Genomic DNA, 15,146 nt, shown 5'->3' with positions numbered 1-15,146 from the left:
CTCGCGGATAAATGGCGGGAACAGGGGTAACAGATGAAGCAACGTGACATGAACCGTGACTGGATTTCGACCGCCCGCACGCTATCCGAGGCGCTGCCTTATTTGCAGCGTTACGACGATGCTATCGTGGTGATCAAATTTGGCGGGCACGCCATGGGCGACGATGACGCGATGGAAACCTTCGCGCGCGATGTCGTTCTGATGCGTCAGGTCGGCGTGAACCCCGTGATCGTGCATGGCGGCGGCCCGATGATCAACGAGATGCTTGAGAAATTAGCGATCAAATCCAATTTCGTGAATGGCAAGCGGGTGACGGACGAGGCGACCATGGAGGTCGTCGAAATGGTCCTGTCGGGCCGCGTGAACAAGCGGATCGTGCAGGCGATCAATGCGCAGGGTGGCCGCGCGGTGGGACTGTCGGGCAAGGACGCGAACCTCGTCATCTGCGATCCCGCCGATCCGGCGCTGGGTCTGGTTGGCGTGCCGTCGCTGATCGATCCACGCATCCTGCACACGCTGTTTCGCGACGATGCGATCCCAGTGATCGCACCCCTCGGTGCCGGCCGCGCTGGCGAGACGTTCAATATCAACGGCGACACCATGGCCGGCGCCATCGCCGCCGCGCTCAAGGCTGACCGCCTGCTTCTGCTGACGGATGTGGACGGTGTGCGCGATGCGGCGGGCCACGTCATCACCGACCTCAAGGCCGATCAGGTGCGCGCAATGACCGCCGATGGCACCATATCGGGGGGCATGATCCCCAAGACGGAAACAGCGCTGCATGCCATCGAGGGCGGCGTGCGCGCGGTCGTGATTCTGGATGGCCGCGTGCCAAACGCGCCGTTGCTGGAGCTGTTCACGGACCATGGCGCAGGGTCAATGATCCGCGCATGAGTAGCGCGGTTTATGATGCCGTTGAACGCGCGGCTTCGGAGTCTTGCCTCGATATCTTGGGTGGCGTTCATGAGGATGGCGGCACGATAATTCTTCTGGGACCATCGCCAGACTTCTGGCCGCTGCTCAAACAATCCACCGAATGGCTGGACGGCGCGCGCGATCCAGTCGACCGCTGGTCACGCCGCGTCGTCGGCGATCTGGCGGATGCGCTGGAGGCCCAGCCTCTGTTTCCTTTCGGCGGGCCGCCATACCTGCCGTTCCTGAGATGGGCGGTGGAGTCGGGGCGCGCATGGCAAAGCCCGGCGGGAATGCTGGTGCATGACGTGGCCGGATTGATGGTATCCTATCGTGGCGCATTGCGATTCTCGCAGAAAATCGCACTGCCACCTGTTGGCCGTTCGCCGTGCAAGACCTGCGCCAATCAGCCGTGCATGACCGCCTGCCCAGTGGACGCGCTTAGCGCCGCGCAGGGCTATGATATCGCCGCATGTCATGGGTTTCTGGACACCGACTCAGGTGACGACTGCCTGACACAAGGCTGCAAGGCACGGCGGGCCTGCCCGGTATCGCAATCATTCGCACGCGACCCCGAACAATCGGCATTTCACATGAGTTATTTTCACCCAAGGACCAAGCAACCCTAGCCCCTGAACGAAAAAAGCGGCCCAAATGGGACCGCTTTTCCTAGATCTCTTTGGGCGCAGAACGCCGCCTCAGTGCCCCAAAATCTGTGACAGGAACAGTTTTGTCCGCTCGGATTTAGGATTGTTAAAGAACTCTTCCGGCTCGTTCTGCTCGACGATCTGACCCTCGTCCATAAAGATCACGCGGTTCGCGACCTGCCTAGCAAAGCCCATCTCGTGCGTGACGCAGAGCATGGTCATGCCCTCCTCTGCCAGCTCGATCATGGTGTCCAGAACCTCCTTGATCATCTCGGGGTCCAGCGCCGATGTCGGCTCGTCGAACAGCATGATGCGCGGCTTCATACACAGCGAGCGGGCGATGGCGACACGCTGCTGCTGGCCGCCGGATAGCTGGCCGGGATACTTCTTTGCCTGTTCGGGGATCTTGACCTTTTCGAGGAAATGCATCGCCGTCTCTTCGGCCTCGCGCTTGGGCACTTTGCGCACCCAAATCGGGGCCAGCGTGCAATTCTCGAGGATGGTCAGGTGCGGAAAGAGGTTGAAATGCTGAAAGCACATGCCGACCTCCTTGCGGATCTTGTCGACATTCTTGAGGTCCGAAGACAGCTTGGTGCCGTTGACCTCAATCGTGCCTTTCTGATGCTCTTCCAGCGCGTTGATACAGCGGATCAGCGTCGACTTGCCCGAACCTGACGGCCCGCAGATCACAATCCGCTCGCCCCGGTTCACCGTCAGATCGATGTCACGCAGCACGTGGAACGAGCCATACCATTTGTTCATATTGCGGATCGAGATCGCGACCTCGTCCGAGACTTTCATTTGAGCTTCGGCCATGTGAAAATTTTCCCCTTAACGGTGCCCGGTCTGAAGCTGACGCTCCAACCATTGCGAGTATTGCGAAATGCCGTAGCAAACGACGAAGAACAGCAGCGCGGCAAAGCCGAACAGCTCCCAATAGACGCCGTTCCATTCGCTCGAGGCCAGGATCGGACCCCGTATCATGCCGACCAGATCGAACATCGAGATGATCGAAACCAGCGTCGTATCCTTGAACAGACCCACTGCGATGTTGACGATGCCGGGGATCGAGATCTTGAGCGCTTGCGGCAGGATGATCAGCCGCATCGACTGTGGATAATCGAGGCCCAGACTATCACCCGCCTCGTACTGTCCCTTGGGCAATGCGGCGAGGCCGCCCCGGATCACCTCGGCGATATAGGCCGCGCTGAACATCGTAATCATGATGATGACGCGCAGGATCAGATCGAAATTAGTGCCCGGCGGCAGAAAATAAGCCAGCACGACGTTGGCGACGAACAGCAGCGTAATCAGCGGCACGCCACGGATGAACTCGATAAAGACGATGCAGATGCCCTTGATCAGCGGCAGTTTCGACTGACGTCCGAGGGCCAGCAGGATGCCCAGCGGAATCGACAGCGACACGCAGGTGACGCCGAGGATCAGGTTCAGCATGAAACCACCCATGTCGCGTGACGGGACCGCCTCCAGCCACGGACGATTGGGGGCGATCGCATCCACGATCATGCCGCCGATAAACCATGTCAGCGCCGCTGCCGCGATGGCGGCGAAAAACCCTGCGGCAAAGTTGCGTTTAACCAACTGTGCATAGGCCAGATAGCCCGCCACGAACCCCAGTAGCGCAAGGATCGGCGTCAGGATCGTGCCGCCCCAGATCAGGTAGTAGGCCACGAAGGGATAGAGCGCCGTAATGATCAACAGCTTGCGAGGCAGTTTGTAGAACATCACCGGCGCCGCAGCAGCAAAGAGCAGTAGGAATGCGACGCCGGGCCGCCAGTATTGATCGTTTGGATATGTAAACCCGAACAGCAACTGGTTCCACCGCTCTGTTAGCACCGAAAAGCACCCGCCGACTTTGCCTTGCAGCACCTCGCGGCAGGCAGTCAGGCTGGGTGTGGTCCACACGCCATTGACCAGCCATGGCATGACGCCCGCGACCAGCAGATAGATCACATAAAGGGCCGCGATGGTCAGGGCTGCGTTCAGCCAAGTGCTGAACAGGTTCTCGCGCATCCATTTGACGGCACCGGCCTGCGAGGCAGGGGGTGGCGATTCCGGAATGGCAGTCTCGCGCACGAAGGCGACGGATTGTGCGTGTGTGTCCGACATATTACCGCTCCTTCAGCTTAACCGAGTTGTTGTAAAGGTTCATGAGCCCCGAGATCGTCAGCGAAATGGCCAGGTAGAACAGCATCAACAGCAGCACGCATTCGATAGCGCGGCCGGTCTGATTCAAGGTGATCCCGCCCAGCGTCGCGGTAATGTCCGCATAGCCGACGGCGATAGCCAACGATGAGTTCTTGGTCAGGTTCAGGAATTGCGAGATCAGTGGCGGAATAATGACGCGCATGGCCTGCGGCAACACGACGAGGTTCATGATCCGGCCCGGACGCATGCCCAGTGCCGCCGCTGCCTCGGTCTGCCCGTGCGAGACGGATTGAATGCCGGCGCGCACGTTCTCGGCGATAAAGGCGCCGGTATAGACTGACAGCGCGAACCACAGCGCAATCAGCGGCGCGCCGATCTTGATCCCACCGCCAAAGTTGAAGCCTTTGAGCACGGGAATATCCAGGCCGATTGGTCGCCCCAGAATAAAGAAGATCAGGATCGTTGGCACCAGCAGGATCACCAGCGATGGCCAACCGGTCGGCAACAGCTTGCCCGTGTCGAACAGTATCTTTTTAGTATAGGCGCGGTAGGCAAACATCGCGATGATCGACGCTACAAAAACGCCAATGACCACCATTGAGCCGGGGTTCCAGACTGGCGCCGGGATATATATGCCGCGATTGGTAAAGGCGAACATACCCAGCAACATCGAGCTGGCGGGATCGTCGCCGCGGAACGCATTGGGTGCGGGCAGCGAGACGGTCATGACCGCATAGATGATCAGGATCCAGATCAACACCGGCACGTTGCGGAACGCCTCGACATAAACGGCCATGAGGCGCGAGACGATCCAGTTCTTGCTGAGGCGCAGCACGCCAGCGGTGACGCCCAGCAGCGTTGCGGTGATACAGCCCAGAAACGCGACCAGCAACGTATTGAGAATGCCGACCTTGGCGGCCTCCCAGTTCGACGATTGGCTGGAATAGGGGATCAGCGCCTGACCCACGTCATATCCCGCCGCATCCTCAAGGAACCCAAACGAGATGTTAAGACCAGCGGCCCGCAGGTTGCTGACCAGATTGTAACCCAGATAGTAGAATGCTGCGACAAGCAGGATGAACGCGATTGTTTGAAATGTGATGGCGCGGTATCTGGTATCGCTCAGCAGTTGCGAGACATGGAATCCCCCCGTATCGGGGTCGGTAATGGTGCTCATGGAGACTTCCCTGGGTTTTCCGGACGCCTTGATGCGGGGATGGTTCATCCATCCCTCGCAGGGTGCGAAATTTATAGGTTACAGGTCACGAGAAAGTCGAAGGGCGCGGCAATCGCCGCGCCCTTCGGGGTGATCTTAGCGGAAGGGGGGCGAATACAGCAGCCCGCCATCCGTCCATTGCGCGTTCAGGCCGCGCGCCAGACCGATGGGCGACGCCTCGCCGATGTTCTTCTCAAAGATCTGGCCGTAATTACCACCAGCCATGATGGCATTCTTGGCCCAATCAGCGTCAAGACCCAGCTGCTCGCCAAGGTTGCCTTCGGTTCCCAGCAGGCGGTTGACCTCGGGCGCATCGCCCGCTTGTGCCGACAGATCAGCGATATTGGCATTGGTAACGCCCAGCTCTTCGGCGGCGATCAGCGCGTTCAGCGTCCAACGAACCACGTCGGCCCACTCGTTGTCGCCATGGCGAACCAGCGGTGCCAGCGGCTCTTTTGAGATGATTTCAGGCAGCAGGATGTGATCATCCGGCGCTTCGAACGTGGCGCGGGTGGATGCCAGACCCGACATATCGGTGGTGTATGCATCGCACGCACCGGCCAGATATTGCTGCTGGCCTTCGGCGTTGGTTTCGATCGGAACCGGCTCGTAGCTGATGTTGTTCTTGCGGAAATAGTCGGCAAGGTTCAGCTCGGTCGTGGTGCCGGTCTGCACGCAGACGGTCGCGCCATCCAGATCCTTGGCCGAGCTGACGCCCAGCGCCTTGGGAACCATAAAGCCCTGACCGTCGTAGTAGTTGGTGCCGACGAATTCGAACTTCAGGTCGACATCGCGGCTGAAGGTCCAAGTGGTGTTCCGTGCCAGCAGATCGATCTCGCCGGAGGCGAGCGATGTAAAGCGGGTCTTGCCAGTGGTGGGCACGAATTCGACAGCGTTCTGGTCGCCCAGCACAGCAGCAGCGACGGCGCGGCAGATCGCCACGTCAAAGCCCTGCCAATCGCCATTTGCGTCCGGCGCGGCAAAGCCGACGAGGCCGGTGGTCACGCCGCAGTTCAGCTTGCCACGTGCCTTGACGTCGTCGAGCGTGCCCGCAGCAGCGGCCCCGGCGGATAGCCCGGCAGCCGTCATCGCGCCAAGAATTACGAGTTTTTTCATTATTACCTCTTCCTGATTGTCCACCCTTTCAGCCAGGGCGGTTTATTAGGTCCGTTGCGGACCCAATTAAAGCGCAGGGGATATTTCCCCTAGGTGGCGCAGAGTGTGGCGGGATTCACTCCAAAAGGTCAAGGGCCGCATGATGAAAAGTGATGAATTTGCAAACCGCTAACCCAGCGTCACCCAAGTGGATTCAGCAGGAATTTTCACTCACAAGACAGAAAAATTCCCTTGCGTGCATAAACGCCGCGCGCTTGGTGGCGGCCAGCGCGTCTGCCTCGTCATCGGCACCCCACAGCTCGGCCTGCCACGCCTCATCCAGACGGGATTTTTCCCATAGGACATCAGTGTCTTGACCGCCTTCAAGGGCGGCGAGGCCGATCACCAGAGATCCCGAAAGGGCAACCAGATCATGCAGTGCGGTCAGCGCAAAATTATCCTGCGCGTGGACCCGTGCGCGCAGGCGCCGCAGCGCGGTAGCGTCTTGCGGAGCGGGCATGACACCCGGCGTGGGGCGCAGTCGCACGCCCAGCTTCGAATCAGCCCAGTCCAGCAACGGATCCCATTCCTCGGCCTGACGCAGCACCAGCTCTTCGGGCGTGGTCGCACGGTGGCACAGAAGGTCCGTCTCGCCGTATGCGGCGATCATATCGGCCACTTCGCTATGCTGATGCGCGACCTTGTCGATCGCCGCATTGGCCGAGCGTGTCATCGGCATCGCAAGCGGATCGATCCACTCGCCCACGGCGTTCCATTCGTCCGCGATGGCCAGTGCCAACGCGCGCGTTGGTACGATCAGCGGTGCCTTGGCCGGGGTTTTTACCGGTCGTCCGTCCAGCGCAATACCGTGACTGGCGGCCACGTCCGTAACATTGGCCTCGTTCCAGAACCGTTTCGCGGCCCATTCGCTCATGCTGCCGCGTCCCATAGCTGATCGAGGCACGCAGGCAGGTCGGCCCAGCGGTTCAGCATGTGGTCAGCGCGCAGGTGAGCCGAGGGATGATAGCCCCATTCGACGCCGATGGTGGCAATGCTCGCCGCGCGCGCCATGTCCATGTCGAATGTCGTGTCGCCAATCATCACCGCATCGCGCGCACTGATACCCGTTTCCTCCAGCGCGGCGTGCAGCATGGCAGGATGCGGCTTGGACGGATGGAAATCGGCCACCTGCTGCGTGACAAAGATCTTTTGCAGGCCATGCCCCTCCAGCAGCTTGTCCAGTCCGCGCCGGGATTTGCCGGTGGCGACGCCCATCAACAGATCGCGGCGCGCACCTAGCATCTCCAGCATCTGCCGCGTGCCGGGGAAAAGCGGCGAGGATTGCGCCGCGCCCGCCTGCGCACGAGTGCTCATATAGCTGCGCTTATACGCCTCGACGAGGGCGTCATGGGCGGCGCTATCCAGATCGGGCGCAAGCCGCGCCATGGCGACATCCAGCGACAGGCCGATGATCCCCACGATGTCTGCGTGTGACGGCGCGGGCGCGCCAAGCTCTGCAAAAGCGTGGTGCATCGAGGCGACGATATCGCCCTGACTGTCGACCAGCGTGCCGTCGACGTCAAAGATGACGAGGCGCAGGGGGCCGCTCACTCCAGATCCTCGAACGGATCAGGCGGCACATCCGACGGCGACCATTGGAACGTGTCCCATGTGTGTTGCATGTGCTGCGGCAGCGGCGCGGTCAGGTGCAGCTGCGCATGCGTCACCGGATGCTCGATTTTCAGCGAGCGGGCGTGCAGGTGCAGCTTCTTGCTGATGTCCCCGCCAAGTTGCGCGCCCCAGCCATCGCCAAGGTTTTCCTGCCCCGAGCCGCCGTATTTGCCATCGCCGACCACCGGATGCCCCAGCTCGGCCATATGCGCGCGCAGCTGATGGGTGCGACCCGTGATCGGGACCAATGCGCACCATGACGCCCGCGCGCCCACTGCCTCCAGCACCGCGTAGTCGGTCGTTGCATGTTTCGCTCCGGGGGTATCCTCGACGTCGCGGGGATGGATCGCGTGCATCTTTTCGCCTTCGCCCTTGGCGCCGTGGCCGGGTGCCTTGACCAAACCGAACTTGATCGTGCCCATGCGTGGCGTCGGCACGCCAGCGACGGCAGCCCAGTACAGCTTGCGCGTGTTGCGGTGGCGGAACGCGGCGGTCAGCCCCTTGGCCGCCTCGCGGGTGCGGGCCAGCATCAGAACCCCGGATGTGTCCTTGTCCAGCCGGTGCACGAGGCGCGGTTTTTCGTCCATGCCAAAACGCAGCGCCTCGGCCAACCCGTCGACATGGCGCGTCTGTTTGGACCCGCCCTGCACCGGCAGACCGGGGGGCTTGTTCAAGGCGATCACATGATCGTCGCGGTAGATCACGCAGGCGCGGATCATCGCGGCGTCGGCATCGGTTACATGGGCGCGCGCCCGCGCATTTGCCTCCGCAGGATCGGGCAGCGGTGGAATGCGCACGGCCTGGCCAATCTCAAGACGCGTGGCGGCTTTTACGCGGCCGCCATCGACGCGCAGATCGCCCTTGCGGCACATCTTTTCGATGCGGCCCTGTTGCAGGTGCGGAAACTGGCGGCGCAGCCAGCGGTCCAGCCGCTGATCACCGTCGTCCTTGGACACGTAAATCGTCTGAACGCCACTCATGCCAGCACCCCCCGCATTAACCATAATCCCAGCGCCAGCGCGCCGATCGACAGGCCCACCGACAAGGCCACATAAAGCAGCGCCAGCAGGCCCTCTCCGCGCTCGATCAGCGTCAGCGCCTCAAGTGAAAAGGCAGAGAAGGTCGTAAAGCCGCCGAGGATGCCGGTCATCACAAAGGGATTCAGCGCCGCATGGCCCCGTTCCAGTGACCAGATGGCAAAGGCGCCCATGATGAAAGAGCCGATCACGTTGACGCCCATCACTGCCAAGGGAAAGCTGGGCGAAGCTAGGCGCGCCACCCACAGTCCTGCACTAAAACGCAGACTGGCACCGATTGCGCCGCCAAGGGCGACCGAGAGGTAGGTCATGAACATGGCCGCTCTGTCGCGCGACGCCTTGTCATTGTCAAGCGGCGCAGGGGTGCGCGGGCAGTTGCGAAACCGCTTGTTCCGCGGCCTGCGACCGCTAACATGGGTCGCCATGACCCAAGAGTGAGGCCCTGTCTTGTCCGATGATCCCAAGGCGCTGCTGCGCCGCCTGTTCGACCGCGCTGTCGAAGTCGCCGACCCGATGCAAAGCCTGGCCGCCTATCTGCCACCACGGCCCGAGGGGCGCGTGATCGTCATCGGCGCGGGCAAGGCGTCGGCGCGCATGGCCGAGGCGGTCGAGGCGGAGTGGGGGCCATGCGAGGGGCTGGTCATCACGCGCTATGGCTATGCGCGACCCTGCGAAGGCATCAAAATTGTCGAGGCCGCGCATCCCGTACCCGACGCGGCGGGCGTGGACGCGACAGCACGCATGCTGGATCTGCTGCGAAATTTGGGCGAGGGAGATTTCGTGCTGGCGCTGATCTCGGGCGGGGCGTCGGCGCTGCTGGTTCAGCCAGCGGGCAACATCACGCTGGGCGAAAAGCAGGCGGTCAATCAGGCGCTTTTATCGTCGGGCGCGCCCATCGGACAGATGAACGCGGTGCGCAAGCATCTGAGCCGCGTCAAAGGCGGGCAACTGGCCGCCGCCGCGTACCCCGCGACCATGCTGGCGCTGATGATTTCCGACGTGCCGGGCGATGATCCGGCGATGATCGGTTCGGGGCCGACGGTGGGCGATGCAAACACACCCGCCGACGCGGCCGCCATCCTCGCGCGCTATGGCATCGACGCTGCGCCCTCGGTGCAGGCCGTGCTGGACGGCGCCAGTGCCGTGTTGGCGCCAAATGACGAGCGCCTCGCCAATGTTCAGAACGTAATCTATGCCGCGCCCTCGCAATCTCTGGCCGCCGCCGCCGAACTGGCGCGCGGGGCCGGTATGCAGGTCGAAATCCTCGGCGATGCTATCGAGGGCGAGGCACGCGATGTGGCCGCCGCCCATGCCCGCACCGCGCTGAATGCGCGGGCCGGGATGATGCCCGAGGACGCGCCAATCCTGCTGCTATCGGGTGGCGAATTGACAGTGACGCGCCGGGGCGACGGCATTGGCGGGCCGAACGCCGAATACGCGCTGGCGCAGGCTATCGCGCTGGACGGCGCGCCGGGCATCCACGCCATCGCCTGCGATACAGATGGCGTCGATGGCGCCGCCGAAGTGGCGGGTGCGATCATCGGCCCCGACACATTGCGCGGGGCAGCGACGAAAGGTCTCGATCCCGCTGCGGCACTCGCGCAGAACGACGCTCACAGCTTCTTTGCGGCGCTGGGCGCTCAGGTGGTAACGGGGCCGACGCTGACCAACGTCAACGACTTTCGCGCGCTGCTGATTCGGCCACCCTTTGCCCGATCCAGTTGAAATCGCCCGCGATTGTGTTAATTTAAGGTCCGCCGGGCGCTGCCGCCCGTAACCGGCCCAACGGAGGACTTACTGCCATGCACCGTCGCCTCTTTACTACGATAGCCGCCACGACCGCCCTGCTGCTGGGCGCGGCGGGTACGGCTGCCTACGCCGAAGGCGACACGCTGAGCGCGCCTGAGGTCGAGCGTCTGCTGACCGGCAACACCGCCGAAGGGAAATGGGATGGCAACTCCTACAGATCCTATTTCGGCGCCGATGGCATCACCATCTATCAGCCACAAACCGGCGAGAGACTGACCGGTAAATGGCGCGTCGATGAGGGCACCGGCCTCTACGAGAGCTTTTGGGACACGGTCGGTTGGACCGCATACGCCGTGATGCGCACCGATGAGGGATTCGCCTGGAGTCTGGACGGCAAGACCTATCCCTTTGCCATGCTCGAAGGGCGCAACCTGAGGGATTGACCGAGGATATCGCCCCTCAGCCGCCCCACTCGAGCAGCGTGATATGCGTGTCGCCATAGCGGCGGCGATCCAGTTGCGCACAGCCCGGCGGTGGAACGATAGCCGCGCTTTCCTCCCAGACAATCAGCGCGCCGGGGGCCAACCAGCCGCCTTCGATCGCGGCACTTAGCGCCGCCTCACCCAGCTGGCGCGCATAGGGCGGATCCAGAAAGACCAAATTCGCAGGGGTGCCTTGCACGCCGCCCAGCCGCCGCACATCGCGGCGCAACACATCCGCACGGTCCTGCATTCCGGTTAGCGCGATGTTTTCATCCAGCAGCTTCAGCGCCACGCGGCCATTTTCGACGAACCGCGCCCGCACAGCCCCGCGCGACAACGCCTCAAGGCCCAGCGCACCGGTTCCGGCGAACAGGTCCAGCACCTCGGCACCCGCCACCGCGTCCATGCTGGTCAGCACGCTGAACAGGCTTTCGCGTACACGATCCGATGTGGGGCGCAGCTGCGCGGCGGCGTCCCCCTTGCCCAGCGCCGCGAGGCGGCGTCCGCGCGCATCTCCTGCAATGATCCTCACTTGAGCAGTGATTTCAGCTCGGTCTCGGGATTGGCCACGGCCTCGGGAGCAGGCGATTTTCCGGCGTCGATCAGCCGCTTGCCGACCATGTAAGCGCGCGGATCGTTCATCGCATCAACCGCCAGCAAAGTGTCGCCCCGGTAATACCAGAACGAGGCCGAGCGCGCGCCACTTGCCGGACGCGTCACAATCCGGTCATAGCCGGTGTTCAGCCCTGCGATCTGCAATTTAACGTCATACTGGTCCGACCAGAACCACGGCTGCGGCACATAGTTCTTGGCGGCGCCCATGATATTGTCTGCCACGCATTCGGCCATGTCGATGGCGTTCGGCACACACTCCAGCCGCAGGCGCCCGGCTTGATAAGGGAAAGAGGCACAGTCGCCAGCCGCCCAGATCGCCGGGTCGCTGGTGCGGCCCAGCGAATCAACGGCGATGCCGTTGTCGATTTCCAGCCCTGCCGCTTCGGCCAGCGCCGTGCCGGGGGCGATACCGACGCCGACGATAACAAAATCCGCTGCCAGTTCGGTCCCGTCGCTAAGGCGTGCACCAGTGACATGCCCCTCACCAAGCAATTTCTCAAGCCCCACACCCTCGCGGATATCAACGCCGTTTTCGGCATGAAGTGTGCGGAAAAAATCCGATGTTTCGGGCGCGGCGACCCGTTGCAGGATGCGCTCAGCCATTTCGACCAGCGTAACATTCAGCCCCTTTTTGGCCGCCACGGCCGCCGCCTCGAGGCCGATATAGCCCCCCCCCACGATCAGCACCTTTGCGCCGGGGCCGAATCGCGGCCCCATCGCATCCGCATCGGCCAGATCGCGGACCACATGCACGCCGTCCAATGCGCCGCCGATTGCGGCGGGCAGGCGGCGCGGGGTCGATCCGGTGGTCAGTACCAATGCGTCATAGTGCAGCGTCTCGCCACCCACGCTTACTGTCTGCGCGGCGCGATCAATGTGATCCACCCGCGAACCCAGTCGCAGATCGACGTCGATCTCACCGTAGAAATGATGCGGGCGCAGGTAGAGCCGCTCCAACTCCATGTCGCCCAGCAAATAGGCCTTGGATAGGGGCGGGCGCTGATAGGGCGGCGCGGTTTCCTCGCCGATCAGGGTGATACGACCCTCATGGCCATTATTGCGCAGACGCGCCACCAACGACGCACCTGCCTGCCCTGCCCCGACCACGACGATATCCGACATGTCCCATTTCCGATCTTTTGCATGGCTTCACCGCCGCGCAGACTATATCGGTTCGGTATCTCAGCGCAAACAACAGTCAGGAAACGACCATGAGTATTTCGACAGGCGACAAACTGCCCTCGGCCAGCTTTCTTCAGATGGGTACGGACGGCCCCGTGTCGGTCGATCTGGCGTCCAAGACCGATGGACGCAAGGTTGTCATCTTTGCCGTGCCGGGTGCCTTTACGGGCGTGTGCCACAACGCACATGTCCCCAGCTTTATCCGCACCAAGGACCAGTTCACCGCCAAGGGCGTGGACGAGATCATCTGCATCTCGGTCAACGATCCCTTCGTCACCGGCGCATGGGGCGAAGTGACTGGCGCAACCGCCGCAGGAATCACGATGCTGGGCGATCCGGTATCAGAGTTTACCAAGGCGATGGGCATGGACTTTACCAACGAAGACGCCGGCCTGATCGACCGGTCCAAGCGCTACGCGATGGTCGTCGAAGACGGCACCGTGACGCTGCTGAACGAAGAGGAAAACCCCGGCCTCTGCGACGTATCGGCTGGCGAGGGCCTTTTGGACGCTATGTAGGGCACCCTACGAGGCGGCGCGCCGCAATATGATTGCCAGCAGATCGCGGCGCGCCTAGTACTTGCCAGCCTTACCGCCAGCAACAGAGCAACTATGAACAAATCCATCTACGTCACAATTTTCGAGGTATCCGGCTCTGCCCTCGCTATCGCCTATGCACTTCTTATTGCGTCGAACACCGGCAACGAGGTGCTGGGTTTTACATTGCTACTGATTTCCTCAGCCCTTTTTGCGGGCTGGGCCGTTATTGACCGCAGGTGGGCCTTTCTTGCGTTACAATTCTTTTATGCGGTCTCGGCCATCATCGGCTTGCTGCGCTGGGGCTAGGCAGTTTGCGACCTTCGCTCAGCCCGCCAGAATATCCATCTTGCGCGCCAGCTTGGCGTCCAGCGTGCTGAGGCCATCCACGGAATGCGTGGTCAGCGTCACAGTTACCTTATTATAGACGTTGCTCCATTCGGGGTGGTGGTTCCACTTTTCGGCCCAGACACCCGCGCGGACCATCCAGCCCAGCGCATCGGCGAAATCAGAGAATTTGAACTCCTTGGTGATGGCATCGCGCCCCTCAACCATGGCCCAGCCGTCCTTCAGCAGCGGATTGATCATCGTGTTGCGGGCGGTATCGCTGAGTATCTCGGTCATTCATGATCCTCCTTGGGTGTTTTCCTGAACGGCCCGAAGGACGTCAGTATCTCGATGTCTTCCTCGACCGCCGCGCCCTCGGCCCGCAGATATTGCGCGACCGCATCGGCAAACCCCGCATCGCGCATCCAGTGCAGCGAATGTGTCGCCACGGGCAGATAACCGCGCGCCAGCTTGTGTTCGCCCTGCGCGCCCGCCTCAACACGAACTTGTCCATTCGCCAGCGCAAAATCAATGGCCTGATAATAGCATAGCTCAAAATGCAGGCACGGGTGATCCTCAATGCAGCCCCAGTAGCGGCCATATAATGCCGACGCGCCGATAAGGTTCACAGCGCCCGCAACAGGCTGCGCGCCGTCCATGGCAAGAATCAGCAAAATGTCGTCGCGCAGCGTGTCATGCGCAATCTCAAAGAATTCGCGCGTGAGGTAGGGTGTGCCCCATTTGCGCGCGCCGGTGTCCTGATAGAACTCCCACACGGCATCCCAATGCTCGGGCCGGATATCGTCACCGGTCAACTGCACTATCTGTCCGCCAAATTCCTGCGCTACGCGGCGCTCCTTGCGGATGTTCTTGCGCTTGCGCGCGCTGAGGGCGGCGAGGAAGCCGTCGAAATCGCCATAGCCCGCGTCGAACCAGTGAAACTGCTGACCGGTGCGCCGCATCAGGCCCATGGCCGCGCCTGCCTCGGCCTCGGCACCGGTGCAAAAGGTGATATGCAGCGACGACAGCGCGTTTTGCTCGGCGATCTGCAACGCGCCTTGCACCAGCGCGGCGCGGCCCGATTGCTCATGCCCCGGTCGGGTCAGGAACCGCCGCCCCGTCACCGGTGTGAACGGCACCGCCATCTGCAATTTCGGATAGTATCGCCCGCCCGCGCGCTGATACGCATCGGCCCAACCGTGATCAAAGATGTACTCACCCTGACTGTGCGATTTGGCGTAAAGCGGCGCACAGGCAATAATCTGTCCACCCTGCTCGGCAGTCAGGTATTGCGCCTGCCAGCCCGTGCCGGGGCCGACCGACCCGCTATCTTCCAGCGCTTTGAGAAAGCGGTAGGTGGTAAACGGATCTTCGGGGCGCGCGCCCCCCACAGCCTCGGGGCAGGCGCAGGAATCCCATTCGCCAGCAGCTATGCCGCTCAGGTCGCCATGCGCGCGGATGGTGATGTCGCTGGTTTCCGTCATGGATGCCTGTGCCTCGCTGCCTTG

18 protein-coding genes are annotated in these 15,146 nt (G+C 62.2%); 6 read left to right on the top strand and 12 right to left on the bottom strand.

Features of this window, described 5'->3' with window-relative positions:
* Window positions 1–33: 33 nt before the first annotated feature.
* Both argB and U3654_RS19240 read left to right on the top strand, forming a co-directional pair.
* Window positions 34–894 carry an acetylglutamate kinase gene (gene argB / locus U3654_RS19245; protein WP_324753146.1) on the top strand — a complete coding sequence of 287 codons (861 nt, stop codon included), beginning with the start codon at window positions 34–36 and terminating at the stop codon, window positions 892–894.
* Window positions 891–1,541, top strand: coding sequence for a ferredoxin (locus U3654_RS19240; protein ID WP_324753145.1), 651 nt, complete (start codon window positions 891–893; stop codon window positions 1,539–1,541). The genes argB and U3654_RS19240 overlap by 4 nt, the downstream gene beginning before the upstream one ends.
* 69 nt (window positions 1,542–1,610) lie before the next feature.
* Here U3654_RS19240 and U3654_RS19235 read toward each other — a convergent pair whose 3' ends face one another.
* From U3654_RS19235 to U3654_RS19200, 8 genes are all read right to left on the bottom strand, one after another.
* Window positions 1,611–2,375, bottom strand: a complete 765-nt coding sequence (locus tag U3654_RS19235) for an amino acid ABC transporter ATP-binding protein (protein ID WP_324753144.1) — start codon at window positions 2,373–2,375, stop codon at window positions 1,611–1,613.
* A gap of 15 nt (window positions 2,376–2,390) precedes the next feature.
* A complete protein-coding gene (locus U3654_RS19230; protein ID WP_324753143.1) occupies window positions 2,391–3,689 on the bottom strand; it encodes an amino acid ABC transporter permease in 1,299 nt (432 codons plus the stop codon).
* Between the two features lies 1 nt (window position 3,690).
* Window positions 3,691–4,905 carry an ABC transporter permease subunit gene (locus tag U3654_RS19225; protein WP_324753142.1) on the bottom strand — a complete coding sequence of 405 codons (1,215 nt, stop codon included), beginning with the start codon at window positions 4,903–4,905 and terminating at the stop codon, window positions 3,691–3,693.
* Window positions 4,906–5,040: 135 nt separating this feature from the next.
* The gene (locus tag U3654_RS19220) at window positions 5,041–6,060 is read right to left on the bottom strand and encodes an amino acid ABC transporter substrate-binding protein (RefSeq protein ID WP_324753141.1); all 1,020 of its coding nucleotides are present in this window, start codon (window positions 6,058–6,060) and stop codon (window positions 5,041–5,043) included.
* 193 nt (window positions 6,061–6,253) lie between these two features.
* Window positions 6,254–6,973 (bottom strand): ATP12 family chaperone protein, encoded by a 720-nt coding sequence (locus U3654_RS19215; protein ID WP_324753140.1) that lies wholly within the window; start codon window positions 6,971–6,973, stop codon window positions 6,254–6,256.
* Window positions 6,970–7,650, bottom strand: coding sequence for an HAD-IA family hydrolase (locus U3654_RS19210; RefSeq protein ID WP_324753139.1), 681 nt, complete (start codon window positions 7,648–7,650; stop codon window positions 6,970–6,972). Before U3654_RS19210 ends, U3654_RS19215 begins: the two co-directional genes overlap by 4 nt.
* Window positions 7,647–8,690, bottom strand: a complete 1,044-nt coding sequence (locus tag U3654_RS19205; RefSeq protein WP_324753138.1) for an RluA family pseudouridine synthase — start codon at window positions 8,688–8,690, stop codon at window positions 7,647–7,649. The genes U3654_RS19210 and U3654_RS19205 overlap by 4 nt, the downstream gene beginning before the upstream one ends.
* Window positions 8,687–9,064, bottom strand: a complete 378-nt coding sequence (locus U3654_RS19200) for a CrcB family protein (RefSeq protein ID WP_324753137.1) — start codon at window positions 9,062–9,064, stop codon at window positions 8,687–8,689. Before U3654_RS19200 ends, U3654_RS19205 begins: the two co-directional genes overlap by 4 nt.
* 130 nt (window positions 9,065–9,194) lie before the next feature.
* Between U3654_RS19200 and U3654_RS19195 the strand changes: the two genes are divergently transcribed.
* Complete coding sequence (locus tag U3654_RS19195) at window positions 9,195–10,472, top strand: glycerate kinase type-2 family protein (protein ID WP_416384534.1); 1,278 nt, start codon at window positions 9,195–9,197, stop codon at window positions 10,470–10,472.
* A gap of 77 nt (window positions 10,473–10,549) precedes the next feature.
* Window positions 10,550–10,939, top strand: a complete 390-nt coding sequence (locus tag U3654_RS19190) for a hypothetical protein (RefSeq protein WP_324753136.1) — start codon at window positions 10,550–10,552, stop codon at window positions 10,937–10,939.
* A 16-nt stretch (window positions 10,940–10,955) separates the two neighbouring features.
* On the opposite strand, the gene rsmD is transcribed toward U3654_RS19190, so the two are convergent.
* Both rsmD and U3654_RS19180 read right to left on the bottom strand, forming a co-directional pair.
* Window positions 10,956–11,510: a 16S rRNA (guanine(966)-N(2))-methyltransferase RsmD gene (rsmD, locus tag U3654_RS19185; protein WP_324753135.1), complete on the bottom strand. Its 555-nt coding sequence runs from the start codon at window positions 11,508–11,510 to the stop codon at window positions 10,956–10,958.
* On the bottom strand, window positions 11,507–12,715 hold the full coding sequence (locus U3654_RS19180; protein ID WP_324753134.1) for an NAD(P)/FAD-dependent oxidoreductase: 1,209 nt from the start codon (window positions 12,713–12,715) through the stop codon (window positions 11,507–11,509). The genes rsmD and U3654_RS19180 overlap by 4 nt, the downstream gene beginning before the upstream one ends.
* A gap of 89 nt (window positions 12,716–12,804) precedes the next feature.
* On the opposite strand from U3654_RS19180, the gene U3654_RS19175 reads away from it, so the two are divergent.
* Window positions 12,805–13,293, top strand: coding sequence for a peroxiredoxin (locus U3654_RS19175; protein WP_324753133.1), 489 nt, complete (start codon window positions 12,805–12,807; stop codon window positions 13,291–13,293).
* Window positions 13,294–13,386: 93 nt separating this feature from the next.
* A complete protein-coding gene (locus U3654_RS19170; RefSeq protein ID WP_324753132.1) occupies window positions 13,387–13,620 on the top strand; it encodes a hypothetical protein in 234 nt (77 codons plus the stop codon).
* A gap of 18 nt (window positions 13,621–13,638) precedes the next feature.
* Here the strand turns inward: U3654_RS19170 and U3654_RS19165 are convergent, their stop codons facing one another.
* Window positions 13,639–13,935, bottom strand: coding sequence for a 4a-hydroxytetrahydrobiopterin dehydratase (locus U3654_RS19165; RefSeq protein WP_324753131.1), 297 nt, complete (start codon window positions 13,933–13,935; stop codon window positions 13,639–13,641).
* Complete coding sequence (locus U3654_RS19160) at window positions 13,932–15,122, bottom strand: GNAT family N-acetyltransferase (protein ID WP_324753130.1); 1,191 nt, start codon at window positions 15,120–15,122, stop codon at window positions 13,932–13,934. The genes U3654_RS19165 and U3654_RS19160 overlap by 4 nt, the downstream gene beginning before the upstream one ends.
* Window positions 15,123–15,146: the final 24 nt, after the last annotated feature.

The sequence above is a fragment of the Roseovarius sp. Pro17 genome (assembly GCF_035599575.1).
Lineage (GTDB): Bacteria > Pseudomonadota > Alphaproteobacteria > Rhodobacterales > Rhodobacteraceae > Roseovarius.
Note: the sequence above shows the minus strand (reverse complement) of the source record. Positions and strands in the feature narration are given on the sequence as shown.

Bases quoted from the DNA above. Each gene is read 5' to 3' on its own strand.
- U3654_RS19180 (WP_324753134.1), bottom strand. From the start codon at position 12,715: ATGTCGGATATCGTCGTGGTCGGGGCAGGGCAGGCAGGTGCGTCGTTG.
- U3654_RS19230 (WP_324753143.1), bottom strand. From the start codon at position 3,689: ATGTCGGACACACACGCACAATCCGTCGCCTTCGTGCGCGAGACTGCC.
- U3654_RS19170 (WP_324753132.1), top strand. From the start codon at position 13,387: ATGAACAAATCCATCTACGTCACAATTTTCGAGGTATCCGGCTCTGCC.
- U3654_RS19175 (WP_324753133.1), top strand. From the start codon at position 12,805: ATGAGTATTTCGACAGGCGACAAACTGCCCTCGGCCAGCTTTCTTCAG.
- U3654_RS19225 (WP_324753142.1), bottom strand. From the start codon at position 4,905: ATGAGCACCATTACCGACCCCGATACGGGGGGATTCCATGTCTCGCAA.
- U3654_RS19165 (WP_324753131.1), bottom strand. From the start codon at position 13,935: ATGACCGAGATACTCAGCGATACCGCCCGCAACACGATGATCAATCCG.
- U3654_RS19190 (WP_324753136.1), top strand. From the start codon at position 10,550: ATGCACCGTCGCCTCTTTACTACGATAGCCGCCACGACCGCCCTGCTG.
- U3654_RS19240 (WP_324753145.1), top strand. From the start codon at position 891: ATGAGTAGCGCGGTTTATGATGCCGTTGAACGCGCGGCTTCGGAGTCT.
- U3654_RS19205 (WP_324753138.1), bottom strand. From the start codon at position 8,690: ATGAGTGGCGTTCAGACGATTTACGTGTCCAAGGACGACGGTGATCAG.
- U3654_RS19235 (WP_324753144.1), bottom strand. From the start codon at position 2,375: ATGGCCGAAGCTCAAATGAAAGTCTCGGACGAGGTCGCGATCTCGATC.
- U3654_RS19160 (WP_324753130.1), bottom strand. From the start codon at position 15,122: ATGACGGAAACCAGCGACATCACCATCCGCGCGCATGGCGACCTGAGC.
- U3654_RS19220 (WP_324753141.1), bottom strand. From the start codon at position 6,060: ATGAAAAAACTCGTAATTCTTGGCGCGATGACGGCTGCCGGGCTATCC.
- U3654_RS19215 (WP_324753140.1), bottom strand. From the start codon at position 6,973: ATGAGCGAATGGGCCGCGAAACGGTTCTGGAACGAGGCCAATGTTACG.
- argB (WP_324753146.1), top strand. From the start codon at position 34: ATGAAGCAACGTGACATGAACCGTGACTGGATTTCGACCGCCCGCACG.
- U3654_RS19200 (WP_324753137.1), bottom strand. From the start codon at position 9,064: ATGTTCATGACCTACCTCTCGGTCGCCCTTGGCGGCGCAATCGGTGCC.